The organism is Microbacterium hibisci, assembly GCF_015278255.1.
Taxonomy (GTDB): domain Bacteria; phylum Actinomycetota; class Actinomycetes; order Actinomycetales; family Microbacteriaceae; genus Microbacterium; species Microbacterium hibisci.
The window spans coordinates 88,192-115,108 of record NZ_JADIJC010000005.1; the positions used below are offsets into that span (position 1 = coordinate 88,192).

Genomic DNA, 26,917 nt, shown 5'->3' on the forward strand with positions numbered 1-26,917 from the left:
CGTTTCCGCATGAGCGCCGATGGCAAGCGCCTCCCGCGTCGCCGCGGACTGCCCGGTTGGTATTCGGAAAGCCGAATCAGGGAAGAAGGCCGGCTCGCCGGGCGGTGACGACGGCGGCATGACGCGTAGAGGCATCCAGCTTCGCCATCGCCGACTGCAGGTAGGACTTCACGGTGCCCTCCTTCAGTTCGAGGGTCGCCGCGATCTCGGCGTTCGTGGCGCCCAGCGCCGCACACGAGAGCACGTCGATCTCACGCGGCGACAGCCGCACGTCGAGTTCGAGCGGCGGCTCGGACTCGTCGTTCGAGAGCGCGGCCAGCCGGCGCTCGAGGCGGTCCAGGCGCGCCCGCAGCGCGGGGTCGTCGATGACGGCGGCGATGCTGCGAAGCTCGGCGTACGTCTCCCGCAGCTCTTCGCGCGTGGTCGCGGGCATCGCGACCGGTTCGGTCCGCGGCGGCGTCATGGCGAGGCGGCGCTGCACCTCGTCGCGGATGCGCAGCTCGCTCGACAGCTCCTCGGCGACCGCGAAGGCGGGCCGGGCGACGACGTCGCCGACCGGGGACTCGGCCCACGAGCCGCAGTAGATCACGCCACGCGCGCGATCGCCGACCATGACGGGCACGGCGAACAGCGTGGCGATGCCCTCGCCGAGCACAGCGCGGTCGTAGTCGTGCGTGATGCTGCGCGACGACCCGTAGTCGAGGGCGAGCCGCGGGCGCTTCTCGACGAGGGCCCTGCCTCCGAGACCTCGCGACGCCTGCACCACCAGGCCCTGCAGGGCGCGAGTGCGCGCCCCGTGGATGGAGGTGACGTGGATCGCGTCGCCGAGGGCGAGTCCGCCGAAGGCCACCGGGAACCGGGTGCGCCGCACCAGCTCGGCCACCGCATGGTCGAGTGCGAGCACGTCGCCGGCTTCTCCGTCGAGTCGGCCGGCGGGAATGCGGATCCCCACGCGGCTGCGATCCGGGGACGGTGCGGGATGTGGGAGGGACGCGCCCACGACTACCTACTTCCGGGGGTGACGGCGTCCTCGCCGCCTTTCGTAGCGTCGACCATACCACCCGAGGCACGGCCCCAACGTGGTCCGGGTTACCCCCCGAAGGGCGCGATGAAGCGCCCGTTCATGAGGCAAGGAGGCCACATGTCCGAATCGACGACCGACACCGCCCCACCAGGCGGCATCGACTACATCGCGGTCGAGGAGTCCCCGCGATTCGTCGAGCTGAAGAAGCGCCATCGCGGGTTCGTGTTCCCGCTGGCGATCGCGTTCCTCGTCTGGTACTTCGTCTACGTCCTGCTGTCGTCCTTCGCGCGCGACTTCATGGCGCAGCGCGTATGGGGTGACATCACCGTCGGTCTGCTGTTCGGGCTCGGTCAGTTCGTCACGACGTTCGCGATCACGATGACGTACGTCTGGTACGCGAACCGCAAGCTCGACCCGATCGCCGAAGAGATCCGCGGCGAGCTCGAGGCGCAAGAGCAGGAGGCGAAGGCATGAACGAGGTCTTCGGCGCGGTTCACGCCGCTGTGCAGACGGTCGAGAACAACCCGCTCCTGAACATGACCATCTTCGGCGCGTTCGTGGCGGTGACGCTGTTCATCGTCATCCGGGCCAGCCGCAACAACAAGACGGCGGCGGACTACTACGCCGCCGGACGCTCCTTCACCGGACCGCAGAACGGGTTCGCGATCTCGGGCGACTACCTGTCGGCCGCATCGTTCCTCGGCATCTGCGGTGCGATCGCGATCAACGGGTACGACGGATTCCTGTACTCGATCGGCTTCCTGGTGGCGTGGCTCGTCGCGCTGCTGCTCGTGGCCGAGCTCATGCGCAACACCGGCAAGTTCACGATGGCCGACGTGCTGTCGTTCCGTCTCAAGCAGGGACCGGTGCGCATGGCGGCCGCGATCACGACGCTGGCGGTGTGCTTCTTCTACCTCCTGGCCCAGATGGCCGGAGCCGGTGGCCTCGTGGCGCTGCTCCTCGGCATCGACGACACGCTGGGCATCTCGCTCGTGGTCGCGGTGGTGGGCGTCCTCATGATCGTCTACGTGCTCGTCGGCGGCATGAAGGGCACCACGTGGGTGCAGATCGTCAAGGCCTTCCTCCTCATCGGCGGCGCACTGGTCATGACGATCTGGGTGCTCGCGCTCAACGGATTCAACCTCAACACGCTGCTCGAGAGCGCGGTGGCGCAGTCGACCGCCGACCCGCAGGACGCGATCCTGGGTCCGGGGCTGCAGTACGGCGCCAACCCGTGGGACTTCATCTCGCTGGCCATCGCGCTGGTGCTCGGCACGGCGGGTCTGCCGCACGTGCTCATGCGCTTCTACACGGTGCCGACGGCCAAGGAGGCTCGACGCTCGGTGGTGTGGGCGATCTGGCTGATCGGCCTGTTCTACCTCCTGACGCTGGTCCTCGGCTACGGCGCCGGCGCCCTGGTCGGACCGGACGCGATCAAGGCTGCGCCGGGTGGCGTCAACTCGGCCGCGCCGCTCCTCGCGCTCGCGCTCGGGGGCCCGCTGCTGCTCGGCTTCATCTCGGCGGTCGCCTTCGCGACGATCCTCGCGGTTGTCGCGGGACTGACGATCACCGCGGCTGCGTCGTTCGCGCACGACATCTACGCGAACGTCGTGAAGAAGGGGAACGTCCCTCCCGACGGCGAGGTCAAGGTCGCTCGTCGCACCGTGATCGTGATCGGCATCCTCGCGATCCTCGGCGGCATCGCCGTCCAGGGGCAGAACGTCGCGTTCCTGGTCGCGCTCGCCTTCGCGGTGGCCGCATCGGCGAACCTGCCGACCATCCTGTACTCGCTGTTCTGGCGCGGGTTCACCACGCGCGGCGCGGTCTGGAGCATGTACGGCGGTCTGGCCGCCGCTGTCATCCTGATCGTGCTCTCGCCGGTGTTCTGGGGTGGTGAGACGAGCGTGTTCAAGGTCGGCACGCCGATCTGGCCGCTCAACAACCCGGGCATCGTGTCGATCCCGCTCGGGTTCTTCCTCGGCTGGCTCGGCTCGGTGACCTCGCGCAAGGCCGAGAGCCGCACCAAGGCCGCGGAGATGGACGTGCGCTCGCTCACCGGCTACGGCGCCGAGAAGGCCACGCACCACTGACCCGGATCGGGTGATCGCGGGGCCCGGGCGGATCCACCGCCCGGGCCTCGCTGCGGGCGGGCGGCCTACACGCCCGCCGCTTCGGCGGCCTGCATCGTCGCCGCACGCGGGGCGGCGGGGATGTGCGGGCCCTGCTCCAGATCGAGGAGGAACCGCTTGACCTCGGGCCGCCCGCCGTACTCGCCCAGCGATCCGTCGGACCGCACCACGCGATGCACCGGCACGACCACGGAGAAGGGCGTGGTGGCGCACGCGGTGCCCACGGCGCGCGCGGCGCGCGGGCTGCCGGCTGCGATCGCGACCTCTCCGTAGCCCGCTGTCTCGCCGTACGGGATGTCGCGCACCGCACCGAGCGCGTCGCGCGTGAAGCCGCGCACCAGTCGCCAGTCCAGCGGAAGGTCGAACTCCCTCCGATCGCCGGCGAAGTACTCGTCGAGCTGCGCCGCCGCTGCGGCGAAGACGTCATCGGAGGCCGCGTGCTCCGGCCCGCGCTCACCGCCGGTGGCCGAGGCCGCCGGATCGACTTCTCGCTCCGCGAGCGGATCGAGATCATCCGTCTCGTCCGGCACCGGCAGCACGCGCAGCCGCAGCGCGATGCGCTCGAGCTCGCTGTGCAGGGGACCGTCGAAGGGATGGAGTGTCACGATGCCGTCGGCGGTCGTGACGATCAGGATGTCGCCGATCGGCGACGGGTGGACGCGGTAGCGGGGCGGATCCTCGGGGGTCATGCGACCATCCTGGTCCGTCGCGCCGACGGTCGGGCGGGCGCTGTCGTCGAACTGTGGGAACGCCGGCGCCCCACGCGCCTGGGGAGGAGGGGACGGCAGCCGCGTCGCCCAATACCGCGAAACTCAGGTCCATTGCAAGTACCGGACAGCGCGCGCCTTTAGGGTGGCACGTGTGTGGCGAGCAGAACGGAGCGCCGTGCTGGGCCGAGCAGACGCCGAGCGCGGGTATGACGTGACCCCCGGCGATCTCGGTCTCGCGGAACCCGACGTCACCGTCGTGCACGTCGCCCAGTCCGAGCGCGACCGGCTGCGGACGCAGTCCGCCGCGCTGGGCGGGCGGTCCACGCTGCTGCACTTCGCGGACGGTCAGGACGCCGCGATCGAGATCACCAAGGCGCACCCCGGCAGCCTCCCGCAGTTCATCACCGGACGCTCCACTCTGCTGTCCAATCTGTTCCGGGACGAGGTTGCGCTGCGCAACGCGCGGCTGGCCGCCGAGCGCATCACCGCGAAGGACCAGGAGCTGCGGACCACGCGCGGCCTCGACGCAGTACGACTGGCGGTGGGCCTCGCGGGCTGGCGCATCGGCGGCGTGAGCTGGAGTGCGCCGGTGCTGCTGCGGCCGCTGGCGATCCGACGTCACCACGGCGACTTCGAGCTGAAGCTGCACGGCACCTTCTCGGTCAACCCCGAGCTCGTCCGCGCACTCCGCACCCACTTCGGCATCCGCCTCGATGCCGATGGCCTCGCCGCGCTGGCGTACGAGGGCGGGCTCTTCAAGCCGCAGCCCGTCATCGACCACCTGCGGGCTCTCACGGCGTCGACCGAGACGTTCCTGGTGAAGCCGCGGCTGCTGGTCTCGAGCTTCGCCGACGTCGGCGGCGACATGGTGCTCGACGCAGCCGACCTCGACCACCGCGTGCTGAACGCGCTGGCGGGGCACGTGGCCGATCGCGAGTCCCTCACGATCCGCCGCGACGGGCCCCAGCCGGCGAACCCCGACGAGCGCCCGCCCGCCTCCGACAACCTGCTGCTCGACGCCGACTCCGAGCAGGAGCGCGTGCTGGCGCGGATCGCCGACGGCCAGTCGCTGGTGATCCACACCCTCCCGGGCACGGGCGGCACTCAGACCGTCATCAACGCGGTGGGCGCGCTCGTGCGCGACGGCAAGCGCGTGCTCGTCGTGAGCGCACGCCGCTCCACACTCGACGGCGTGCGCCACCGCCTCGCCGGCATCGGCCTGCCCGGACTCGCGGTCTCGCCCGAGCGGCTGCAGCGCGATCTCATCCGCGCGATCGGACGCAACGAGAAGGCCGAGGCCCCGAAGGTCGCCGACATCGACGACGCGCTCGTGCGCCTGCGCGGCGTGCTCCGCGACTACCGGTCGGCGGTCACCGCCCGCCATCCCGATTTCGGGGTGTCGGTGCTCGACATCCTCCGCGAACTCGCAGCTCTCGCCGAGAACGGCGTGACGCCCGCGACCGAGGCGCGCTTCGAGGCGGACGCGCTTGCCCGGCTCGCGACCACGCGTGACGATGCGGCCGCGAAGCTCGCCGCCGCCGCGCGGCTCGGCGAGTTCCGATTCGGGCCCGACGACTCGCCGTGGTACGGCGTGACCTTCGCGACGGTCGAGCAGGCGCGCGCCACGCACGCCCTGGCAGGCAAGCTGCACCGCAGCGACGTGCCGACGCTGCTGGAGCGGGGCTACGAGCTGATCGCCCAGACCCGCATGCGGCCGTTCCAGACCATCGCGGAGCTGGGCGTGTACCTGCGCCTGCTGCGCGGCATCCGCGATTCGCTCGACCGCTTCAGTCTCACGGTGTTCGAGCGCCCTCTGGGCGAACTCATCCAGGCGCACGCCCCGCGCCGTGACGCGCCGGAGATGAACGGCGCCAACCGCCGCCGGCTGCGCCGGCTCTCGCGCGAGTACCTGCGACCCGGCGTGCACGTGCCCGACATGTACGAGGCGCTCCTCCGCGTGCAGCAGCAGCGCACCGAATGGCAGCGCTACGTCGACATGGGCGTGACGCCCGAGGTTCCCCTGGGACTCGCCGACGTGCAGGTCGCGTGGCAGCGCGTGGACGCCGAGCTCGGCGAGCTCGACGTCGTGCTCGGCCGCAGAGACGCCGATCGCCTGAGCACCATCCCCGTGAAGCAGCTCGTGCGGACGCTCGCCGGGCTCGCCGCCGACTCCGACGTCTTCGACAATCTGAAGGAGCGGGCGACCCTGCGCAGCGAGCTGGCCGCCATGGGCCTCGAGCCGCTGCTGCTCGAGCTGTCGGTGCGGCACGTGCCCGAGGACGAGGTGGCCGCCGAGCTCGAGTTCGCCTGGTGGCAGTCCGCCCTCGAGCTGCTGCTGCGCACCGACCGCGCCGTGCTGGGAGCCAACACGGCCGTGGTCGACCGGCTGGAGCGCGACTTCCGGCTGGTCGACGAGGCGCATGCGGCGGCATCCGGCCCGCTCCTCGCCGCTCATCTCGCGACGCAGTGGCGCATCGGGATCGTCGACCACGCGGCCGAGGCCGAGGGTCTGAAGAGAGCGCTCAAGCGCGGCGCGATCACGCCGGCCGAGCTCGCGACCGTCGCTCCGGAGCTCTCGCGCACCCTGTCGCCCGTGTGGCTGGCGTCGCCCTACGAGGTGCCCCGCATCCCCGAGTCCGTCTCGTTCGACGTCGTGATGCTGGCGGATGCCGGTGCCCTGTGTCTCGCGGAGGCCTCGCCGGCTCTCCGCAGGGCCGGGCAGGTCGTCGCCTTCGGCGACCCCGTGACGCAGAAGCCCACGCCGTTCCTCGTGGCCGCCGGATCGCCGGTCTCTGCGGCCGCGCCGCCGGCCCCGCCCCACGGCGCGGCAGGCAACGGCACCGCAGGCCACGGCGCGGCGGCCCCGGGCGCGGAGACCGACGAAGAGGTGCCGTTCGACTCGACCAGCGTCTTCGAGCGCCTGGCCGAGCTGCTCCCCGTCGAGACGCTGACGCGCAGCTACCGGGCGGGGGGCGAGGACCTCGCTGCCCTCGTCAACGACGCGTTCTACGGCGGTGAGCTGGTGTCGCTGCCGTGGGCCGGCTCGTATCTGGGACGAGGCAGTCTCGCCGTCGACTACGTCGAGGGCGGCCACGGCACGCCCGATCCCATCACCGGCGCCGTCGAGAGCCCCGACTCCGAGGTGGCGCGGGTCGTCACGCTCGTGGTCGAGCACGCGGTCAACCGGGGGAGCGAGTCGCTCATGGTGGTCACTGCCAGCGCCCGGCACGCCGAGCGGGTCCGCGCCGCGGTCGAGTCCGCCTTCGCGGGTCGCTCCGACGTGGCGGACTTCGTCTCGCGCGACACCGCCGAGCCGTTCTCCGTGCTGACCCTCGAGGAGTCGGTGGCCGAGAGCCGCGACCGCGTCATCTTCTCGCTCGGGTTCGGGCTCACCAAGCACGGCCGGGTGCTGAGCGACTTCGGCGACCTCTCGTCGCCGGACGGCGAGCGACTGCTCACGGTGGGCATGACCCGGGCGCGGCGCTCGATGGTCATCGTGTCGTCGATCCGCCCGTCCGCCTTCGACGACGGGCGCCTCGAGTACGGCGCCGCGACCCTCATGTCGATCCTCGGCGGCCTGGCCGCGCGCTCGCGCGAAGCCCGTCTCGAAGACCTCGCCGACCCGCTCACCCGCGCGCTCGCGCGCGAGCTGCGGCGCGCCGGCCTGTCGGTCGACGTCCATTACCGCGGCCTGCTGCCGCTCGTCGCGCAGTATGACGGCAAGGCGGTCGTCGTCGAGAGCGACCCCGAGACGATCGGCGAGTCGCTCCGGGAGTCGCTGCGCCTGCGGCCCCAGATCCTGCGGCGACTCGGCTGGCACTACGTGCGCGTGCACTCGTTCGACCTGTACCGCGATCCCGCCGATGTGGCGCAGCGCATCGCAGCCATGCTCGGCGTGCCGCCCGACGCCCCGCGCGTCGACAGCGAGACGCAGCCCATCGATGTCGTCGAGTGACCGGCAGCGGATCGAGCGCGTCACCGGCTCACGTCGCGCGAAGCTGACTCCTGCGCCGGGAACCACGGCCGAGCCGATCCCCGCGGATGAGACGACGGATGCCGCACCCCCGGCTGGTCGCGACGACCAGGGTGACGCGGCATCCGTCTCGATAGGCCCGAACGACGAGCGCCTGCGGCGCGACGTCCCTCCCCACTACTGACGAGGTCAGGAGCGCGCGGGCGCCTGCGGCTGGTTGCCCTGCCTGTCGAGCAGATCGCGGATCTGCACCAGCAGCTCCTGCTCGGTGGGGAGCTTCGGCTCCTCGTCGGCGGGCGTGATGCCGGCCTTCGCGGCCGCACGCTCCTTCAGCCGGTTCATCGGGTAGACGAACACGAAGTACACGACCACGGCGACCGCGAGGAAGTTGATGATCGCGCCGAGGATCATGCCGAACCCGAAGAAGACCTCGTCGCCGTTGTAGTTGGTGATCGTCCATCCGACCTGATCCAGGCTGCTGGCGTTGAAGACCAGCGCGATGAGGGGATTGATCAGGCCGTTGACGATGGCATTGACGATCGTGGTGAACGCGGCGCCGATGACGACCGCGACCGCCAGGTCGATGACGTTCCCACGCAGGATGAACTCTTTGAAGCCCTTGATCACGTGCAGTACCCCCCTGGGTGTCTCCCGCGACGGGGGCTCCGGCTGATCAGGTTCCGGACGACGCGGGCGAGGCCTTCGCCTCGGACTTCGATGATGTCGAAGTCGACGAAGAGGCGCCACTCGAGGCATCCGATCCGCCACTCGATCCCGAGCCGCCGGTCTTCGCACCCGCACGCGAATCGGTGCGGTAGAAGCCCGAGCCGTTGAAGGTCACGCCGATCGAGCCGTACTCCTTGCGCAGCGCGCCGCCGCACTCGGGGCACTCGGTCAGGGTGGGGTCGGCGAAGGACTGCACGGCATCGAAGCGGTGACCGCACTGCTTGCAGGCGTAGGCGTAGGTGGGCATTGCTCTCTCGGTTCTGGCTGTCAGCGCCGCGTCGGCGCGAGGGTGATGGTGCGCGTCGGCGTGACGACGCCGGTGACGGGCTGGTCATGGACGTCGCTGGGCACCTCGTCGACGAACTCGCTGTCGAACACCACGGCGTAGACGGGCGGGCAGCGCTCCATCGAGCCGAGGGTCTTGTCGAAGAACCCGCGGCCCCAGCCGAGCCGCATGCCGTTCCGGTCGACGGAGGCGGCGGGGATCACGAGCAGGTCGACGTCGTTCACGGCGATCGGACCCAGCAGCTCGCCCACGGGCTCGGGGAGTCCGTACATGCCCTCGGCGATGTCGCCGTCCGTCGTGGCGACCGACCAGTCCAGCAGGCCGTCCGCGCGCGTCACGGGAAGGAGGACACGGATGCCTCGGCGCACGGCATCCGCCACGAAGGAACGGGTGCCCGGCTCGGCGGTGGTCGACAGGAAGCACGAGATCGAGCGCGCGTCGTGCTCGGCGACGAGCGCGTCGAGCTGGGCGTGGATGCCGGCCTCGGCCTGTTCACGCGCCTGCTCGGACAGCAGCTGGCGTCGCTCGCGCAGCTCCGCGCGCAGCGCGCGCTTGGCATCGGCGATCGCGTCGGACATGCAGCCGATTCTACGGGGCGTGTATCACACCGCGTCCGCGCGCGGGGTGGCGGCGCGGTCCCCTTTAGACTCGGGGAATGCCTCACACCCCGATCAAGGCCGTGATCCCGGCCGCCGGTCTCGGCACCCGCTTCCTCCCCGCAACGAAGGCGATGCCGAAGGAGATGCTCCCCGTCGTCGACAAGCCGGCGATCCAGTACGTCGTCGAGGAGGCCGCTCAGGCGGGCATCGAAGACATCCTCGTCATCATCGGGCGCAACAAGAACGCGATCTCGAACCACTTCGACTCCGTGCCCGAGCTGGAGGAGAAGCTCAAGGACAAGGGCGACACCGACCGTCTGCGGCGCGTGCTCGAGTCCAGCGACCTCGCCGACATCCACTTCGTGCGGCAGGGCGAGCCGAAGGGCCTCGGGCACGCGGTGCTGCGCGCCAAGGCGCACGTCGGCGACTCGTCCTTCGCCGTCATGCTCGGCGACGACCTGATCGACGAGCGCGACGAGCTGCTGACGACGATGATCGCCGAGCACGAGCGCACCGGAGCGGCGATCATCGCCCTCATGGAGGTCGACCCCGAGCACATCAACCTGTACGGCGTCGCCTCGGTGGAGTCGAACGACGGCAACGGCGTGGTGAAGGTGAGCGGCCTCGTCGAGAAGCCCCAGGCCGAGGACGCCCCGTCGAACCTCGCCGTCATCGGCCGCTACGTGCTGTCGCCCAACGTCTTCGAGATCCTCGAGCGCACCGAGCCCGGCAAGGGCGGCGAGATCCAGCTCACCGACGCGCTGCAGGAACTCGCCGCCGACCCCGACGGTCCGGGCGTGTACGGTGTGGTGTTCCGTGGCCGTCGCTATGACACCGGCGATAGGGTGGACTACATCAAGGCCATCGTGCAGCTCGCGGCCGATCGAGACGATCTCGGTCCCGCTCTGCGTCCCTGGTTCAAGGATTTCGCGGCGAACCTCTGACGCCGCCCGTTCGAGGGGGTCTCGGTGGATCTGTCGGCTCCCCGCAGGCACGGCCCGGTGGCCATCCGCCTGGTGCGCCAGCGCGATGCGCGGGTGCTGCAGAACGAGCTGCTGTCCAATCGCGGCTGGCTGCGCCCGTGGGAGGCGACGAGCCCCGACGGGCCGGTCTCGTTCGACATGCGAGTGGGTGTGCGCCGGCTGCTGCAGCAGTACCGTGACGGCGCCGGCGTGCCGTTCGTGATGGAGTACGACGGCGAGGTGGCCGGCCAGCTCAACGTGTGGGGCATCGCCCGCGGGTCGCTCGCCTCCGCGACGATCGGCTACTGGGTCAGCGAGCGATTCGCCGGGCGCGGCATCACGCCGACCTCGGTCGCGCTCGCCACCGACGTCTGCTTCTCCGAGCTGCGGCTGCACCGCATGGAGATCTGCATCCGGCCCGAGAACCGCGCGAGCCTGCGCGTCGTCGAGAAGCTGGGCTTCCGCTACGAGGGCCTGCGCCGCCGGTTCATCCACATCGACGGCGACTGGCGCGACCACTACGCCTTTGCGCTGGTTCGCGAAGACGTGCCCGAGGGCGTGCTGCAGCGGTGGGTGTCCGGTCGCGCGCCGCAGGACGCCGCCACCGTCCCGCCGGCCGACCGGCTCCACGCGTAGCCGCCGGAGGCCCGCGCCGTCTGGTGCCGGCGATGAGGGGCCGGCAGGCGCCGGATCGGCTTTCATGACACGCGACCCGATACCAGGGGTCGCGGCATCCGGTCCCTTACCGTGGTCTGCATGGGCGGGCAGGTGCTGGGCGGGGGAGTCATCGTTCTCGTCGCCGTGGTCTTGTGGCTCGTCTACCTCTTGCCGACGTGGCACAGCCGCCGCCAGTTCGACGCCGCCGAGCGCAACGCGGTCCGCCTGAACCAGGCACTGCGCGTTCTCGCCGAGACGAGCGAGACCCCCGAGGAGGTCCGCCTCGAACTCAACGCGCGCACCGCAGCGGCGCAGCAGCGACTCGCCAAGCGGGCACTGGCCGAGCGGGAACACGCGGCGCTCGAGGGCGCGCGTCTCGATCTCGAGCGCGCTCGCACCGAGCGCGAGGTGGCAGAGGCGACCGCCCGCGTCGAACGCGAGCGTGCCCGCACGGATCGGGTCACCGCCGAGGCGGCCGTTCGCGTGGATCTCGAGCGCGCCCGCGCCGCGCGGGCCGCAGCCGAGGCCGCTGCCCGCAGCGACCTCGCCGCCGCCCGCGCCCTTCCGGAGGCGCGTCGCGCGCGCGCCCGGCGCCGCTTCCGGCTCCTGTCGACCGTGATCGGCGTGCTCGGCCTCGGGCTGACCGCGTGGGGGGTCTTCGAGACGGTCACCACCGGGATGCAGGCGCTCATGTGGGTCGGCGTGGCGATGGTCTCGGCATCCGCCGTCGTTCTCCGTCGCCTGTCGCGCGTGGCCGCACGGGCCGAGTCGCGGGCGACGGATGCCGCACCCCGCCGTGTCGCCGAAGTCCAGGACGTCACCCTCGAGCCCGAGCAGCGCGCGTGGGCCCCCCGCGACCTCCCGCGGCCGCTCACCGCCTCGGCGGGCTCCCGCGCGGCCGCCGTGCTCGACGCCGAAGCGGCGCGCGCGGCCCTGCGGCAGGCGGCCCTGGAGGAGGCCATGCTGGCCCGCACGGCCCCCGAGCCGCCGCCGTCGATCGACGCCGCGCGCACCGCGCGTCCGGTCGCGTCGGAGAGCGATTACGCCCGCATGGGGTACGTCGACGACGCCGAGATCGAGGCGCACGTGCGGCAGCTTCTGACCCGCCGCGCGGCCGGTCAATAGCGCCCGCGACGGGGTCCCGGCGATTCGGAGCGACTGTCGAACCGTGATAGTGTTTTCGAGGTTCACGGGCCTGTAGCGCAGTTGGTAGCGCGCCTCGTTCGCATCGAGGAGGTCAGGGGTTCGATTCCCCTCAGGTCCACCGAAGAGAAGCCCCCGCATCGCGGGGGCTTCTCGGTTTCTCGGCCGGCTCAGCGGGGCGGCTTCGGGTAGCGCAGGCCGCTTCCCCAGCCGATCTCCCAGCCGTCGGTGTCGTCGAAGTACTCCGCGAACGCCACCGGCAGATCGTGCTCCGTCTCCGTCGCCGCGAGGAGGCCCGCGAACCATGCCGCGTAGCCGGGGGCGTCGTTCGTCGCCTCGAGGTGCGGCAGTGCGCCCCTGATCAGCTCGGCCACCTCGTGCGGCGTCGACATCGCGTCGACCGTGCCCCCGGCGAACCGGGCTTCGTCGCCCGACGTGTAGTGGATGGGGTGATCGTCGGGGTGGGCGTCGTCGATCAGGACCGCGCGCCAGTAGAGGCCGGACGGCGCGACGCCCGGCCGGACGCGCAGCGTGTGATACCCGCGGCGGTGCAGTTCGCGCACGCCCTGGAGGATGCGCACGGATGTCGACATCCGCAGCGCGGACGCGATCTTTCGGTGGGTGGAGTCGTCGCGGGCCACGAGCCGCACCTCTTCGACAGGGGTGGACGTGCGTGCGATCGTGTCGATGGCGACGGTGATCGCCTCCTCGCGCGGCCACGCGTACACGCCGGCGCTGATCAGTGGGAAAGCGACACTGCGGGCGCCGAGTTCGCCGGCGACCTCGAGCGAGCGCCGGTAGCAGGACTCCAGCAGCCCGCGATCGCGCTGCCCTGCGCCGTGGTTGGGTCCGACCGTGTGCACGACCCAGCGCGCTGCCAGGGCGCCGCCGGTGGTCCAGCCGGCGTCGCCGGTCGCGAGGCCGTTCGGGAAGCGGGCGATGCAGTCGCGCAGGATCTCCGGCCCGCCGGCGCGATGGATCGCGCCGTCGACGCCCCCACCGCCCCGCATGGCGTTGTTGGCGGCGTTGACGATCACGTCGGTCGTCTGTGCGGTGATGTCGCCCTGCACGGCGACGAGCGTGGTCATGGCACCATCCTGCCTTGGCACGCGGGAGCCCGGCGCCCGGCGCCGCGGGGTCAGTCGGGCGTGGCCTCGGCGGCGGCGCGCGCGGCGGCGGGCAGCGCCTCGACGATGCGGCCGACAGCGGCGTCGTCGTGCGCCGCCGAGACGAACCAGGCCTCGAACACCGACGGCGGCAGCGACACGCCCTGGGCGAGCATCGAGCGGAAGAACGGCGGATAGCGGAACGCCTCCTGCGCCTTGACCGTGACGTAGTCGACCGGCGGCGTCTCGGCGAACTGGATCGAGAACAGGTTGCCCGCGCGCTGCACGACGTGGGTCACGCCGGCTTCGGAGAGGGCGGATGCCGCGGCCTCGGCGATCGTCGCCGCGGCGGCGTCGATGCGGGCGTACGCGGCGGCGTCGAGGTGGTCGAGCGTCGTGCGTCCGGCCGCGACGGCCAGCGGATTGCCGCTCAGCGTGCCCGCCTGATACACCGGGCCGAGCGGGGCCAGGAGCTCGAGCAGCGCGGCGGAGCCGCCCAGGGCTGCGAGCGGCAGCCCGCCGCCGACGACCTTGCCGAACGTGACGAGGTCGGGGGAGAAGGGCACCGGGTCGATGCCGTACCAGCCGGCGGGCCCGACGCGGAAGCCGGTCAGCACCTCGTCGAGGATCAGCAGCGCACCGTGGCCGTGCGCGATGTCGGCGAGCGCAGCGTTGAAGCCGTGCGCGGGCGGCACGATGCCCATGTTCGCGGGCGCGGCCTCGACGATGACCGCGGCGATGTCGTCGCCGCGTGCCGCGAACACCTCGCGGACGGCATCGAGGTCGTTGTAGGGGATGACGAGCGTCTGCGCGGCGATGGGCGCGGGGACGCCGGCCGAACCCGGCATCGCGAGCGTCGCGACGCCCGAGCCCGCCTCTGCCAGCAGGCCGTCGGAGTGCCCGTGGTAGTGGCCGGCGAACTTCACGACGAGGTCGCGCCCCGTCGCGCCGCGCGCAAGACGGATGGCCGTCATCGTCGCCTCCGTGCCGGTCGAGACGAGGCGCACGCGCTCCACGGGGTGATCGCCCCCGGTCGTTGAGCGAGCGAAGCGATACGAAACGCTGTCAGCCGACGAGTGCTCGGATGCGCGGGGCGTTTCGTCTCGCTCGTTCCTCGCTCGCTCAACGGGCGAGGAAGTCGACGGGCGCGTCACGCGCGCGGCGATCAGCTCGGCCAGCTCGGTCTCGCCCGGCGTGCTCGCACCGAAGCCGAGGCCGTGGGCCGCGGCATCCTGCACCGCCTTCACGACGGCAGGGTGCGCGTGCCCGAGGATCGCGGGGCCCCACGAGCCGACGAGGTCGACGTACTCGCGGCCTTCGACGTCGGTGACGTAGGGCCCCGACGCCGACACGAAGAAGCGGGGCGTCTCGTGCACCGACCCGAAGGCGCGCACCGGCGAGTTCACGCCGCCCGGCATGGCGCCGCGGGCGCGGGCGAATTCCTGTTCGTTCGTCGTCATCGGATCCACTCCGCAAGCTCCAGGGCCCAGTAGGTCAGCACGGCGTCCGCGCCGGCGCGGCGGATGCCGATCACCGACTCCTCGATCGCGCGGCGTCGGTCGATCCAGCCGTGGGCCGCAGCGGCCTCGATCATGGCGTACTCGCCCGACACCTGGTACGCCCAGACCGGCACGGGGCTCGCGGCCGCGGCGTCGGCCAGCACGTCGAGGTAGCTCATCGCGGGCTTCACCATCACGATGTCGGCGCCCTCGGCGAGGTCGAGGTCGAGCTCGCGTGCGCCCTCGCGGCGATTCGCCGGGTCTTGCTGGTACGTGCGACGGTCGCCTTGCAGGGACGACTGCACGGCCTCGCGGAACGGTCCGTAGAAGGCCGACGCGTACTTCGCCGCGTACGCCAGGATCGGGGTGTTGCCGAAGCCGGCGACGTCGAGTGCGTCGCGCACGGCGGCGACCTGGCCGTCCATCATGCCGCTGAGGCCCAGCAGCTGGGAGCCGGCCTCGGCCTGCGCGACGCCCATCTCGCGGTAGCGCTCGAGCGTGGCGTCGTTGTCGACGTAGCCCTTCGCGTCGAGCACACCGCAGTGGCCGTGGTCGGTGAACTCGTCGAGGCACAGGTCGGTCTGCACGACGAGCGCGTCGCCGACCTCGGCCGCGGCGATGCGCGTCGCGACGTTCAGGATGCCGTCGGGGTCGGTTGCGCCGGAGCCCACCGCGTCCTTGTGCTCGGGCACGCCGAACAGCATGATGCCGCCGATGCCGGCGGTCGCGGCATCCGTCACCGCCTTCCTGAGGCTGTCTGTCGAGTGCTGCACGACGCCCGGCATGGACGAGATCGGCACGGGCTCCGTCGCGCCCTCGCGGACGAACATCGGGAGGACGAGCTCCGCCGGGTGCAGCCGGGTCTCGGCGACGAGCCGGCGCATCGCCGGGCTCTGTCGCAGGCGGCGGGGGCGGTCGGGTGCGCGGTGAGTCACGGGCGTTCTCCGGTCAGGCCGGCCGCGCCGGCATCGATCAGCTCACGGGCGACGTCTGCCGCGATCTCGCGCGCCGGATCCCCGTCGTCCGGCCAGACACCCGCGTGCGAGGAGGTGAGCTTCGTGGCGCCGTCGAGGCTGTAGACGCTCGCAGAGAGCAGGAGGAGTCCGGCGTCGACGACGGCGCGCGCGCCGACGGGCGCCGAGCAGCCCGCCTCGAGCAGGGCGAGCACCTCGCGCTCCGCCTCGACGGCGACGCGCGTCTCGGCGTGGTCGAGCCGGTCGACGAGGTGCTCCTCGCCGCGACGCACCTCGACCGCGAGCGCGCCCTGTCCGGGCGCCGTCGGCCAGCGGTCGGCGTCGAGGAACTCGGTGACGACGTCGGTGCGGCCGATGCGCGTGAGCCCGGCGGCGGCGAGGATGACGGCATCGAGCTCTCCGCTCGTCACCTTGCCGATGCGGGTGTCGACGTTGCCGCGGATGTCGACGACCTCGAGCTCGGGCCGACGCGCACGCAGCTGCGCCATGCGGCGAGGCGACCCGGTGCCGACGCGGGCCCCCGCCGGAAGCTGGTCCAGCGTGAGTCCGTCGCGCGCGATGAGCGCGTCGCGCGCGTCTTCGCGCGCCGGGATCGCCGCGACCACGAGCTGGTCGTGCGGCGCGGTGGGGAGGTCTTTGAGGGAGTGGACGATGACGTCGCACTGCCCGGCGAGCAGGGCGTCGCGCAGCGCGCCCGTGAAGAGCCCGGTGCCGCCGGCGCGCGACAGCGGCTCGTTCGAGCGGTCGCCGTCGGTGGTGATCGTGACGAGCTCGGTGGTCACGCCGTACGCGTCGGCGAGGTCGTCGGCGACCATGCCGGTCTGCGTCAGCGCGAGCGTGCTGCCGCGCGTGCCGATGCGGAGGGTGGTCACGCGAGCACCTCGGCGATCTCGTCGAGGCCGATGCGGCGGCCGGTGTAGAACGGCACCTCTTCGCGCACGTGGCGACGGGCCTCGGTCTGCCGCAGGTCGCGCATGAGGTCGACGAGCTCGACGAGCTCGGGGGCCTCGAGCGCCAGGATCCACTCGTAGTCGCCGAGGGCGAAGGAGGCGACCGTGTTGCTCAGCACGCTGCGGTGCGCGGCGCCCTTGCGGCCGTGGTCCGCGAGCATCTGGCGGCGCTCGTCGTCGGGAAGGATGTACCAGTCGTACGAGCGCACGAACGGGTAGACCGTGAGCCAGGCCTCGGGATCCTTGTCGCGCATGAACGCCGGCAGGTGGCTCGCGGTGAACTCCGCGTCGCGGTGCACGCCCATCGCGTTCCAGACCGGCGTGAGCGAGGCGAGCGGCTCCGCGCGGCGCAGCGTGCGCAGCGCCGTCTGCAGCGCCTCGGGGGCGACGCCCACCCCGGTGAGCCAGATCATCAGGTCGGCGTCCGCGCGAAGACCCGATACGTCGTAGAACCCGCGGACGACGACACCGGATGCCTCCACCTCGGCGACCGCGGCCGTCAGGTCGCCGGCGGGGGCGGGGCGGGCAGCGTCGCGGCGGAAGACCGCCCACAGGGTGTAGCCGAGGGTTTCAGTGGGGGAGTTCGCCGCGACGTCGGTCATAGGTCTATCTTTTCACCCCCTGGGTGGGCCGTTTCCGTGAGCGCCGTTTCGAGCCCGTGACCCGACCGTCGGAAACCTCGGGCGTTTCGTCTGCGCGCGCCAGAGCGCGCTCCGCTCAACGGCCGGTGCGCCGGGTCCCGGCCGTTGAGCGAGAGAGCGGAATGCGTCAGCGGGCTCCGGGTCCCGGCCGTTGAGCGAGAGAGCGGAATGCGTCAGCGGGCTCCCGGCCCGGTCGTTGAGCGAGCGAGGAACGAGCGAGACGAAACGCCCCGGACGCGGTCGCGACCCCGGGTCAGCGGGCGAGCGGAATGCGTCAGCGGGCGCCGGGTCCCGGCCGTTGAGCGAGCGAGGAACGAGCGAGACGAAACGCCCCGGACGCGGTCGCGACCCCCGGCCGTTGAGCGAGCGAGGAACGAGCGAGACGAAACGCCCCGGACGCGGTCGCGACCCCGGCTCAGCGGGCGAGCAGGTCGGCGGCGGTGCGCTCGGCGTGGGCGATGATCCCGGCGAGACCCGAGCCCGCGACGGTCTCGCCGACCACCACGAGGCCGGAGGGGACGGATGCCGCGGCCGGCCGCACCCAGGACACGTGCGCCGCGTCCACCACGACCGGCAACGGCGCCCCGAGCAGCGTCTCGGCGTCGGCGACCGCCGCGGCCACCGGGTCCGCGGGCGTCCGGTCGTAGGAGAGCCGCACCACATGGCGCCCGGCGGCAGCATCGCGGAGCCACTCCCACTTCGCGGTCGCATGGGTGAGCGCGCGGGCGCCCACCGGTGCCCCGGCGGCGACGAGGAGTCCGGTGCCGCGCGGCGCGGCATCCAACTCCTCCTGCTCCACCACCAGGGTCACGAGGTCGATGCGGCGACCCGGTGCAGCGGGGGAGGCCACGCCTGGAGCGGCCACGATCACCGTGCCGTCGAGCGCGCCGAGGTCGTCGACGCGCGCGCCGAGGCGGAGGTCGCCGCCACGCCGTTCTAAGTCCTCGGCGAGGGCGGGCACCAGCCGGTTGATCCCGCCGCGGATGCCCGCGACCGCCGCGCCCGGCGGTGCCGCCGCGCGGAGCCGGGCGACCGCTGCGCTCAACGATCCCGCGGTCGCGACGGCATCGGCGAGCCCGGGATGCGCGCGGGCGACGGGGAGCTCGTCGGGGTGCTGCGAGTGCACGCCGTGCACGACCGGCGCGACGAGGAGGTCGAGCAGGTCGTCGCCCATCCGCTGGCGCACCAGCTCTCCGAGGGTGGCCGGCACCTCGTCGCCGGGGCGCGCGTCGAGGAGTGCCGCGCGCTCGGCCGCGACCCGTCCCACCACCCGCACGACGTCGTCGGCGAGCGGGTCCGCGGGGATGCCGAGGAGCGCCGTCGCCGGGAGCGGCACGGCGTCGCCGGTCACCGGCTGCAGCCAGGCCGGTCCCGGGGCCGGTGCGACGATGTCGTCCTGCATGCCCAGCTCGCCGAGCAGGGCCGCGACGGCGCCGCCGCGGACGGCGAAGCTCTCGGCACCGGCATCCAATCCGATCCCGCCGACCTGATGCCGTGCCACCGTGCCGCCCAGGCGGTCGGATGCCTCGAACAGCGTCACCGCGGCGCCCGACGCGGTGAGGCGGCGGGCGATGACGAGCCCCGCCACCCCGCCGCCGACGACGCAGAAGTCAGCCATGCGTGTGGACGAACTCCACGATGCGGGTCAGGACCGTCGGGTCGGTGTCGGGCGGCACGCCGTGGCCGAGGTTCAGCACGTGGGCGCGGGCGGCGCGGCCGCGCTCGAGCACGTCGACGAGGTGGGCCTCGAGCACGGGCCAGGGCGCGCGCAGCAGGGCGGGGTCGATGTTGCCCTGCACCGAGACGTCCGGGCCGAGCCGCCGGACGGCCTCGTCGAGGGGGAGACGCCAATCCACGCCGACGGTGTCGACGCCGACGTCGCGCATCGCGGCGAGGAGCTCGCCGGTGCCGACGCCGAAGTGCACGAGCGGCACGTCCAGGTCGCGCACGGCGTCGAGCGCCCGGGTCGAGAACGGCGCAACGTGCTGGGTGTAGTCGGCGAGGCTGAGGGAGCCCGCCCACGAGTCGAACAGCTGCCCGGCCGACGCGCCGGCCTCGAGCTGAGCCCGCAGGAACGCGCCGGTGATCTCGGCGCACCAGGTGAGCAGCGCGGCCCAGGTCTCGGGGTCGGAGTGCATGAGCGCGCGGGTCTTGAGCTGCTCCTTCGACGGGCCGCCCTCGACGAGGTACGACGCCAGCGTGTAGGGCGCGCCGGCGAAGCCGATGAGCGGCGTCGTGCCGAGGCCCGCCACCGTGAGCGCGACCGCCTCGCGGATGGGGGCGAGCGATGCGGGGTCGAGCGGGGGCAGGGCCGCGACATCCGCCGCCGTCCGCACGGGGTTCTCGAGCACCGGTCCTCGCCCGGCGACGATGCGCACGTCGACGCCGGCGAGGCGCACCGGGATCACGATGTCGCTGAAGAAGATGCCCGCGTCGACCCCGTGACGGCGCACCGGCTGCAGGGTGATCTCGCTGGCCAGCTCGGGGTTCAGGCACGCGTCGAGCATGTCGGTGCCGACCCGCAACTCCCGGTACTCCGGCAGCGAGCGGCCCGCCTGCCGCATGAACCACACGGGCGTGCGCGACGGCCTTTCGCCGCGGTACGCGCGTATCAGCGCGGGCGGATCGTTTCTCTGGAGAACGGAAGGGTGAGAGTCATGCAAAGACACACGTTAAGATTAGAGTCGTGCTCCTCTGTCTGACCGCGAACCATCGGAACGCGAGCCTCGACGTCCTGGAGCGCCTCTCTGTCGGGGCGCCTGCGGCGACGCGCGCCCTCGTCGAGGACGAGTTCTTCGTCTCGGGTGCTGTCGTGCTCGCGACCTGCAACCGGTTCGAGGCGTACCTCGACATCGATGAGCCGCTCACCGGCGGCGAAGCGGTCGCCGTCGAGTCCGTGGTCGAAGCGATGGCGGACGCATCCGGCGTGGCCGTGGATCTGCTGCGCGCGTCGGTCGCGGTGCATCAGGGGGCGGATGCCGCAGCCCACCTCTTCGCGGTCACCAGCGGCCTGGAGTCGATGGTCGTAGGCGAAGACGAGATCTCGGGTCAGGTGCGCCGCGCGCTCGACGCCGCTCGCGCCGACGGCCTGACCAGCAGCGAGCTGGAGCGCCTGTTCCAGAAGGCGACCCACACCAGCCGCGGCGTCCGCAACCGCACTCAGCTGCGCGGCGCGCACCGGTCGCTCGTCCGCCTGGCGCTCGAACTGGCCTCCAGCCGCGTGGCCGACTGGTCCGCTGCGAGGGTCGTGCTCGTGGGCACCGGCCGGTACGCCGCCCGCACCGTCGACGCGCTGCGCGCCCGGGGCGCGGGCGACATCCACGTCTTCTCGCCGTCCGGTCGTGCGGGGGCGTTCGCCGCCCAGCACGGCCTGCTTCCGGTCGCGGACTTCGCCGCCGCGGCGGCCGAGGCCGACGTCGTGATCACCTGCACCGCGGACGCCGTCGTGCACGCGGACGCGTTCGTTCCCGGGCACCGCGTGCTCGTGATCGACCTAGGCCTGCCCCGCAACGTCGACCCTGCCGTCGGCACGGTCGAAGCGGTGGAGCTGCTCGACCTCGAGACGATCCGCCTCCACGCACCGCTGCAGGAGTTCAACGCGCACGCCGATGCGCGCGCGATCGTGGGCGATGCGGCGACCGAGTTCCACGCGGACCGCGAGTCGGGCCCCGCCATCACGGCACTGCGCGGCGACGTGCTCAAGATCGTCGAGAGCGAGATCGCGCGGGCTCGCTCACGCGGCGCCGGCGACGACGTCGAGGCGGCCCTGCGGCACCTGGCCGGCGTGCTGCTGCACCGACCCTCGGTGCGCATCAAGGAGCTGGCGGTCGAGGGCCGCATCGACGAGGCGCGCGCAGCGCTCGAGCTGCTCCACGGTCTCACGGTCGAGGCGCCCGGATCGGACGCCGACGACGACGGCCTCTGGGCCACGGCCTGACCCCCGCCCGCCCGGCGCCCGGCCCCGGGCCGCGTCGGTGCGGCTTCGGGTGGCGCAACACGCGGGATCGTGTGGTCGATGCCGCGTGTTGTGACGCATGAAGGGACGGGCGTACCGCGAGACCGCGAGACCGCGGACCCGGGGCCCGCTCAGGCGAGTTCGTGGAGGAGGAAGGCGCCGAGGAAGCCGACGGTCGCCCAGAGCCCGGTGAGCGCGTGCTGCTCGTCGAACGCCTCGGGGATCATCGTGTTGCAGACCATCGCCAGGAGGCCGCCCGCCGCGATCGTGGTGATGAGCGCGATCAGGTTGGGAGGGGCCGACTGGAAGGCCACATACCCGAGCACCGAGGCCACGACCGTGATGAGGGCGATGCCGATCCACAGCTTCGCGACGTAGGCCGCGTTCGATCCGCCGCGCTTGAGGGCCGCGGTCGAGCCGAGGCCCTCGGGGAAGTTGCTGATCGCGATCGCCGCGACGATCGGGATGCTGATGCCGCCCTGCAGCACCGAGAGACCCATCACGATGGACTCCGGGATGCCGTCGATGAGGGCTCCGACCGCGATCACGAGGCCCGCCCCGCTCACCGCCCGCGCGCCGGCGCGACGCGCGACGATGCTCGCGGGGATGTCGTCGCCGTCGGAGAACTCCGTCGTCGACGCGCCGCCCGTCGGGGAAGCGCCGACCGCACCGCCCGCCGCGGCCGAGCCGCCCGCCGCGGCCGAGCCGCCCGCCGCAGCCGAGCCCGCCCCGGCGGGGCCGCCCGCACCGGACTTCGCGCTGCGACGCGAGATCAGCTGGTCGGCCACGATGTACAGGATCGCGCCGCCGAGGAATCCGATCGTCGTGGGGACCAGCCCGCCGTCCTCCGCCGCCTCCTCCACGAGCTCGAACGCGAGCGTCGAGATCAGGACGCCCGCGCCGACGGCCATGATGCCGGCGACGATGCGCTGCGGGATGTCGACGAACCACGCGACCGCCGCCCCGATCAGCAGGGTGCCGCCGCCGATCAGACCGCTCAGCGCCGCGAGCCAGAGTCCTTCCATGGCGCCAAACTAGTGGCCGCGACGACGGATGCCGCGGCGAAACGCGTTCGCCGCGGCATCCGTTCGTCCGCCCTTCGCGTGGATCAGACGGTCGCGGCCTCGCGTGCGCGCAGGTCCTTGCGGAGGATCTTCCCGGCGCTGGACTTCGGGATCGCCTCGATGAACTCGACGCGACGGACCTTCTTGTGCGGTGCGACCTGGTCGGCGACGAACGACATCACCTCGTCCTCGGTGAGGCCCGACTCGGGCGCCGGCACGATGAAGGCCTTCGGAATCTCCTGCCTGTCATCGTCGAGCACGCCGATGACCGCGGCATCCATCACGTTCGGGTGACTGAGGAGCAGCGCCTCCAGCTCGGCAGGCGCGATCTGGTAGCCCTTGTACTTGATGAGCTCCTTGACGCGGTCGACGATCGAGAAGTAGCCGCCTTCGTGGTACACCGCGATGTCGCCGGTGTGCAGGAAGCCGTCGGCGTCGAGCGTCTCGGCCGTCGCCTCGGGCTGGTTGAGGTAGCCCAGCATGACGTTCGGGCCCTTGACCCACAGCTCGCCCGGCTTCGTGACGCCGTCGGGACCGACCTCGGTGATCTCTTCGCCCGTCTCGGTGTCGACGAGCTTGTTCTGGCTGTTGGGCAGCATCACGCCGACGGAGCTGACCGGAATGTCGTAGCGGTCGTTCGGCATCGCGTGCGACACCGGGCTGAGCTCGCTCATGCCGTAGCCCTGCATCATGCGCGCATTGATGCGGCGGCCGGCGGTCTCGGCGGTCTCACCGTCGAGCGGGGCCGCCCCCGAGAACACGGTGTGCACGCTCGAGATGTCGAACTGGTCGACGACGGGGTGCTTCGCCAGGGCGACGGCGATCGGCGGTGCGATGTACAGGTAGGTGCACTGGAACTTCTGGATGTTCGTGAGGAACTCGACGAGGTCGAACTTCGGCATCGTCACCAGGCTCGCGCGCTGGCGCAGGGCGAGATTGAGCAGCACGGTCATGCCGTAGATGTGGAAGAACGGCAGCACCGCGAGCACGCGATCCGTCTCGGCGAGGTCGAGGGCGACCCGGCACTGCGCGACGTTCGCCACGAGGTTGCGGTGCGACAGCATGACGCCCTTGGGCACGCCGGTCGTTCCGGAGGAGTAGGGGAGCACCGCCACGTGCGTGGCCGGGTCGAACGAGACCTCCGGCGCCGCGGATCCTTCGGTGAGCAGTTCGCGCAGGTTCGGGTGGCCGGCGGCGCCGTCGAGCACGATCACGCGCTCGTGCGGGATGCCGACGGCCTCGGCAGCGGTGGACGCCTGGGGGAGGAGCGGGCTCACGGTCACGAGCCACGTAGCCCCGGCATCCCGCAGCTGCTTCTCGACCTCGCCGGCCGTGTACAGCGAGTTGACGGTGGTGACGGTGGCGCCGGCGCGGAGGATGCCGTGGAACACCGTCGCGAACGCGGGCACGTTCGGGCACAGCAGGCCCACGACGGTGTCGACGCCCACGCCGCGGGCCGCCAGCGCACCGGCGAAGAGATTCACCTGCGTGCGCAGCGCGCCGTAGGTGGTCTCGGCACCGGTGGCGGGATCGATGAGCGCGATGCGCCCCAGATCCTCGTCCGTCAGGCTCGAGAAGAGGTAGTCGTAGATGCTGAGCTCGGGAATCTCGACATCGGGATGCGAACTGGTGAACACCGGATCTCCTTCGATCGGGCGGCATACGGTCAGAACGGCGAACCCCGGGGCGCGCCGTGCGACCATCATGCCATCCGGGCCGGCGAATGTGGCACGCGATTCCGCGATCTGTGGAACGCAGTCTCACGGCGTGCGACCTTGCGAAAATGTCGCGCCCATACCGCGCGTCCGGCCGCCGAGGGGACGACCGGACGCGCGAGAGCCGATGAGTGGAGACCGCCCCGTCAGTGGGCGAGCGCCGGCTGGCGCCCACCGGCGGCCAGCCGCTCGGCGGCGAGACCCTCAGCGGCCTCGAGCGGCGTCACGCCGCGCGCCTCCGCCTCGTCGAAGATGCGGCGCAGCGTGTCGCCGATGTGCGCGACGCGCTCCATGATCTCGGTGCGCGAACCCAGCTTCTTCGCCTCGAGGTCGAGGTAGATCACGCCGCCCGCGTTCACGACGAAGTCGGGGGCGTACAGGATGCCGCGCCCGGCCAGTCGGTCTGCACCGCTGTGGTCGGCCAGCGGGTTGTTGGCCGGACCGCAGACGGCCTTCGCGTCGAGCGCGTCGATCACGTCGTCGGTGAGGAGCCCGCCGATGCCGGCCGGCACGAAGACGTCCGCGGGCACCAGGTGCTCCTCGCCCGGCGAGATCCAGTCCGCGCCGAGCTCGGCCGCCAGGTCGCGCTTGGCAGGGTTGACGTCGGTCACCGTGAGCCGCGCGCCCTCCGCCGAGAGCCGCACCGCCAGACGGCTGCCGACCTGGCCCAGTCCGGAGACGGTGATGCGGCGCCCTGCGACGTCCGACACGCCGGCGACCCGCTCGAGGGTGGCGCGCAGCGACTCGTACACGCCGAGGCTGGTGGGTCCGGCCGGCTCGCCGGATCCGCCGACCGCGTCGGGAAGGCCGACGACGTGCTCCGTGCGCTCGCTCACGACGAGCATGTCGTCGGTCGTCGAGCCGACGTCCTCGGCGGTGCGGTACAGACCGTGGAGCGACTCGACGGCGTCGCCGAGGTCGAGGAACGCCGCGCGACGGCGGTCGGCATCGAGGGTGGTTCCGGGGGGCAGCGCGATCACGGACTTGCCGCCGCCCGCGTCGAGGCCGGCCGCGGCGTTCTTGAGGGTCATCGCGGCGGAGAGTCGCAGCGCATCGCCGAGCGCGTCGCGCCAGTGCGGGTAGGTCCACAGGCGGGCCCCACCGAGGGCGGACCCCAGAACCGAGGAGTGCAGCGCGACCGAGATGAACAGTCCGCTGCGCCGCCCGGTGATCACCTCCACCCGTTCGTGCGAGAAATCGGGCAGGGGCAGGGAGGGCACAGTGTGCGTCATCGCGATACTTCCTTCGGCGGGCCTCGTGGGCGGTGCGCTGCGGACGCCGCGGCGTTGCGGCATCCGTTTCCCATTCCACACCGGTTCGGCGGATTGTTCAACCATGCCGACGGCGAGTGCGCAGATTGCGCCATGGATGCGACGGGCACTGCGCAGTCATCAGCACTGTGCCGGCCGTCGATAGCATCGGAGAATGCCCGACGCCTACACCCACGGCCATCACGAGAGCGTGCTGCGGTCGCACCGCTGGCGCACCGCCGAGAACTCCGCCGCCTACCTGCTGCCGCACCTCCGTCCGGGCGTCTCGATCCTCGACGTGGGCAGTGGTCCGGGCACGATCACCGCGGATCTCGCGTTGATCGTCGCCCCCGGTCGTGTGGTGGGGACGGATGCCGCCGCCGACGTCGTCGCGCAGGCCGCGGCCGACCACTCGGCGCCGAACCTGTCGTTCGAGATGGGCGACGCCTATGCCCTGCCCTTCGAGGACGGCGAGTTCGAGGTCGTGCACGCCCACCAGGTGCTGCAGCACGTGGACCGCCCCGTCGACATGCTGCGCGAGCTCGGCCGCGTCGCGGGGCCGGACGGTCTGGTCGCCGCGCGCGACGTCGACTACGAGGGCGTCATCTGGTACCCGTTGATCCCTGCCCTCGACGAGTGGCTCGCGCTGTACCTCGCCACCCATCGCAGCGTCGCCGGCGAGCCGGCCGCGGGGCGACGGCTCAAGGCCTGGGCCCGCGAGGCCGGACTCTCCGACATCCGCGCCACCGCGTCGCTCTGGCTCTTCGAGGACGAGGGCGACCGGGCATGGTGGGGCGGCATGTGGGCCGACCGGGTGCTGCAGTCCTCCTTCGCCGCATCCGCCCGTGCGACCGGCGCCGATGACGCGCTGCTGCAGCGCATCTCGGAGGGGTGGCGGGAATGGGCGGCCGCCGAAGACGGCTGGCTGCTGCTGCCGCACGGCGAGATCCTCGCCCACGGCCCGCGTCAGGAGAGCTGATGACCGCGCCCGCCTCGCTGCCCGCCCGCAGCCGCCTCGTCCACGACGCGATCCGAGCCGCCGGCATCCCCGGTGACATCGTGGTGCTTCCGGATGCCGCATCCACCGCGGCGCTGGCCGCCGAGGCGCTGGGGGTCGAGGTCGGTGCGATCGCCAACAGCCTGGTGTTCTTCAGCGACGGCGAGCCGCTGCTCGTCATGACCAGCGGCGCGCATCGGGTCGACACGGCGGCGCTCGCCGCGCGGCTGGGCCGCGCGAAGATCCAGCGCGCGACGCCGGAGCAGGTCCGCGAGGCGACCGGCCAGGCGATCGGCGGCGTCGCTCCGACGGGGCATCCGTCGCCGCTCGCGACCGTCGTCGACGAGGATCTCGCCGCGTATCCCGAGATCTGGGCTGCCGGGGGCACGCCGCACACCGTGTTCCCGATGACGTACGACGAACTGGTGCGTCTCACCGGTGGCACGGTCGCCAAAGTCGACTGAGCCCGCGTTCCGCGTGCGCCTCCTCCTATTGACGGCCCGTCCGTCGAGAGGTAGAAGTTGACCGTTCGTGTCGCGCCGTGGGCGGCGGACTCG

25 protein-coding genes and 1 tRNA gene are annotated in these 26,917 nt (G+C 72.1%); 11 read left to right on the forward strand and 15 right to left on the reverse strand.

The genetic code is table 11. From position 1 onward, the window contains the following. Positions 1–76: 76 nt before the first annotated feature. Positions 77–904, reverse strand: a complete 828-nt coding sequence (locus IM770_RS10845) for a LuxR C-terminal-related transcriptional regulator (protein ID WP_307785438.1) — start codon at positions 902–904, stop codon at positions 77–79. A 237-nt stretch (positions 905–1,141) separates the two neighbouring features. Here IM770_RS10845 and IM770_RS10850 point away from each other — a divergent pair, with 237 nt between their 5' ends. Then, a complete protein-coding gene (locus IM770_RS10850; RefSeq protein ID WP_203581155.1) occupies positions 1,142–1,498 on the forward strand; it encodes a DUF485 domain-containing protein in 357 nt (118 codons plus the stop codon). Further along, positions 1,495–3,114, forward strand: a complete 1,620-nt coding sequence (locus tag IM770_RS10855) for a monocarboxylic acid transporter (protein WP_203581156.1) — start codon at positions 1,495–1,497, stop codon at positions 3,112–3,114. The genes IM770_RS10850 and IM770_RS10855 overlap by 4 nt, the downstream gene beginning before the upstream one ends. 65 nt (positions 3,115–3,179) lie before the next feature. Here the strand turns inward: IM770_RS10855 and IM770_RS10860 are convergent, their stop codons facing one another. After that, positions 3,180–3,842, reverse strand: coding sequence for a methylated-DNA--[protein]-cysteine S-methyltransferase (locus IM770_RS10860; RefSeq protein ID WP_203581157.1), 663 nt, complete (start codon positions 3,840–3,842; stop codon positions 3,180–3,182). Positions 3,843–4,041: 199 nt separating this feature from the next. Between IM770_RS10860 and IM770_RS10865 the strand changes: the two genes are divergently transcribed. Together IM770_RS10865 and IM770_RS10870 are read left to right on the forward strand one after the other, a co-directional pair. Next, positions 4,042–7,818 carry an AAA family ATPase gene (locus tag IM770_RS10865; protein WP_239066104.1) on the forward strand — a complete coding sequence of 1,259 codons (3,777 nt, stop codon included), beginning with the start codon at positions 4,042–4,044 and terminating at the stop codon, positions 7,816–7,818. Beyond that, positions 7,805–8,020 (forward strand): hypothetical protein, encoded by a 216-nt coding sequence (locus tag IM770_RS10870; protein WP_203581159.1) that lies wholly within the window; start codon positions 7,805–7,807, stop codon positions 8,018–8,020. Before IM770_RS10865 ends, IM770_RS10870 begins: the two co-directional genes overlap by 14 nt. 5 nt (positions 8,021–8,025) lie before the next feature. On the opposite strand, the gene mscL is transcribed toward IM770_RS10870, so the two are convergent. From mscL to IM770_RS10885, 3 genes are read right to left on the reverse strand one after another with little or no spacing between them, the layout of a single operon-like run. Beyond that, positions 8,026–8,463: a large conductance mechanosensitive channel protein MscL gene (gene mscL, locus IM770_RS10875; protein WP_203581160.1), complete on the reverse strand. Its 438-nt coding sequence runs from the start codon at positions 8,461–8,463 to the stop codon at positions 8,026–8,028. Between the two features lie 46 nt (positions 8,464–8,509). Further along, entirely contained in the window at positions 8,510–8,809 is a 300-nt protein-coding gene (locus IM770_RS10880; protein ID WP_203581161.1) for an FmdB family zinc ribbon protein, read from the reverse strand. A 20-nt stretch (positions 8,810–8,829) separates the two neighbouring features. After that, positions 8,830–9,426 (reverse strand): 5-formyltetrahydrofolate cyclo-ligase, encoded by a 597-nt coding sequence (locus tag IM770_RS10885; protein ID WP_203581162.1) that lies wholly within the window; start codon positions 9,424–9,426, stop codon positions 8,830–8,832. 77 nt (positions 9,427–9,503) lie between these two features. Here IM770_RS10885 and galU point away from each other — a divergent pair, with 77 nt between their 5' ends. The 4 genes from galU to IM770_RS10905 all read left to right on the forward strand — a co-directional run bounded on the left by galU (position 9,504) and on the right by IM770_RS10905 (position 12,330). Then, a complete protein-coding gene (gene galU / locus IM770_RS10890) occupies positions 9,504–10,391 on the forward strand; it encodes a UTP--glucose-1-phosphate uridylyltransferase GalU (RefSeq protein WP_203581163.1) in 888 nt (295 codons plus the stop codon). 24 nt (positions 10,392–10,415) lie between these two features. Beyond that, entirely contained in the window at positions 10,416–11,045 is a 630-nt protein-coding gene (locus tag IM770_RS10895) for a GNAT family N-acetyltransferase (protein ID WP_203581164.1), read from the forward strand. A 120-nt stretch (positions 11,046–11,165) separates the two neighbouring features. Beyond that, on the forward strand, positions 11,166–12,191 hold the full coding sequence (locus tag IM770_RS10900) for a large exoprotein (RefSeq protein ID WP_203581165.1): 1,026 nt from the start codon (positions 11,166–11,168) through the stop codon (positions 12,189–12,191). 66 nt (positions 12,192–12,257) lie between these two features. After that, a tRNA-Ala gene (locus IM770_RS10905) sits at positions 12,258–12,330 on the forward strand. Between the two features lie 49 nt (positions 12,331–12,379). Here IM770_RS10905 and IM770_RS10910 read toward each other — a convergent pair. From IM770_RS10910 to hemE, 7 genes are all read right to left on the reverse strand, one after another. Next, positions 12,380–13,297, reverse strand: coding sequence for a macro domain-containing protein (locus IM770_RS10910; RefSeq protein ID WP_203581166.1), 918 nt, complete (start codon positions 13,295–13,297; stop codon positions 12,380–12,382). 50 nt (positions 13,298–13,347) lie between these two features. Beyond that, positions 13,348–14,775: a glutamate-1-semialdehyde 2,1-aminomutase gene (locus IM770_RS10915; RefSeq protein WP_203581167.1), complete on the reverse strand. Its 1,428-nt coding sequence runs from the start codon at positions 14,773–14,775 to the stop codon at positions 13,348–13,350. Beyond that, complete coding sequence (gene hemB, locus IM770_RS10920; protein ID WP_203581168.1) at positions 14,772–15,749, reverse strand: porphobilinogen synthase; 978 nt, start codon at positions 15,747–15,749, stop codon at positions 14,772–14,774. Before hemB ends, IM770_RS10915 begins: the two co-directional genes overlap by 4 nt. Beyond that, a complete protein-coding gene (gene hemC / locus IM770_RS10925; RefSeq protein WP_203581169.1) occupies positions 15,746–16,660 on the reverse strand; it encodes a hydroxymethylbilane synthase in 915 nt (304 codons plus the stop codon). The genes hemB and hemC overlap by 4 nt, the downstream gene beginning before the upstream one ends. Continuing rightward, positions 16,657–17,340 carry a hydrogen peroxide-dependent heme synthase gene (gene hemQ / locus IM770_RS10930; protein ID WP_203581170.1) on the reverse strand — a complete coding sequence of 228 codons (684 nt, stop codon included), beginning with the start codon at positions 17,338–17,340 and terminating at the stop codon, positions 16,657–16,659. Before hemQ ends, hemC begins: the two co-directional genes overlap by 4 nt. Positions 17,341–17,794: 454 nt before the next feature. Further along, positions 17,795–18,997 carry a protoporphyrinogen/coproporphyrinogen oxidase gene (locus IM770_RS10935; protein ID WP_203581171.1) on the reverse strand — a complete coding sequence of 401 codons (1,203 nt, stop codon included), beginning with the start codon at positions 18,995–18,997 and terminating at the stop codon, positions 17,795–17,797. After that, positions 18,990–20,048, reverse strand: coding sequence for a uroporphyrinogen decarboxylase (hemE, locus tag IM770_RS10940; RefSeq protein ID WP_203581172.1), 1,059 nt, complete (start codon positions 20,046–20,048; stop codon positions 18,990–18,992). Before hemE ends, IM770_RS10935 begins: the two co-directional genes overlap by 8 nt. Positions 20,049–20,065: 17 nt before the next feature. Between hemE and IM770_RS10945 the strand changes: the two genes are divergently transcribed. Beyond that, positions 20,066–21,316 carry a glutamyl-tRNA reductase gene (locus IM770_RS10945; protein WP_203581173.1) on the forward strand — a complete coding sequence of 417 codons (1,251 nt, stop codon included), beginning with the start codon at positions 20,066–20,068 and terminating at the stop codon, positions 21,314–21,316. Between the two features lie 149 nt (positions 21,317–21,465). On the opposite strand, the gene IM770_RS10950 is transcribed toward IM770_RS10945, so the two are convergent. The 3 genes from IM770_RS10950 to IM770_RS10960 form a co-directional block, all read right to left on the reverse strand. After that, on the reverse strand, positions 21,466–22,359 hold the full coding sequence (locus tag IM770_RS10950; protein WP_203581174.1) for a ZIP family metal transporter: 894 nt from the start codon (positions 22,357–22,359) through the stop codon (positions 21,466–21,468). 83 nt (positions 22,360–22,442) lie between these two features. Beyond that, positions 22,443–24,035 carry an AMP-binding protein gene (locus IM770_RS10955; protein WP_203581175.1) on the reverse strand — a complete coding sequence of 531 codons (1,593 nt, stop codon included), beginning with the start codon at positions 24,033–24,035 and terminating at the stop codon, positions 22,443–22,445. A gap of 224 nt (positions 24,036–24,259) precedes the next feature. Further along, complete coding sequence (locus IM770_RS10960; protein WP_203581176.1) at positions 24,260–25,345, reverse strand: Glu/Leu/Phe/Val dehydrogenase family protein; 1,086 nt, start codon at positions 25,343–25,345, stop codon at positions 24,260–24,262. Between the two features lie 193 nt (positions 25,346–25,538). On the opposite strand from IM770_RS10960, the gene IM770_RS10965 reads away from it, so the two are divergent. Next, positions 25,539–26,342 carry a methyltransferase domain-containing protein gene (locus tag IM770_RS10965; protein WP_203581177.1) on the forward strand — a complete coding sequence of 268 codons (804 nt, stop codon included), beginning with the start codon at positions 25,539–25,541 and terminating at the stop codon, positions 26,340–26,342. Continuing rightward, entirely contained in the window at positions 26,342–26,824 is a 483-nt protein-coding gene (locus tag IM770_RS10970; RefSeq protein WP_203581178.1) for a YbaK/EbsC family protein, read from the forward strand. The genes IM770_RS10965 and IM770_RS10970 overlap by 1 nt, the downstream gene beginning before the upstream one ends. Positions 26,825–26,917 lie beyond the last annotated feature (93 nt).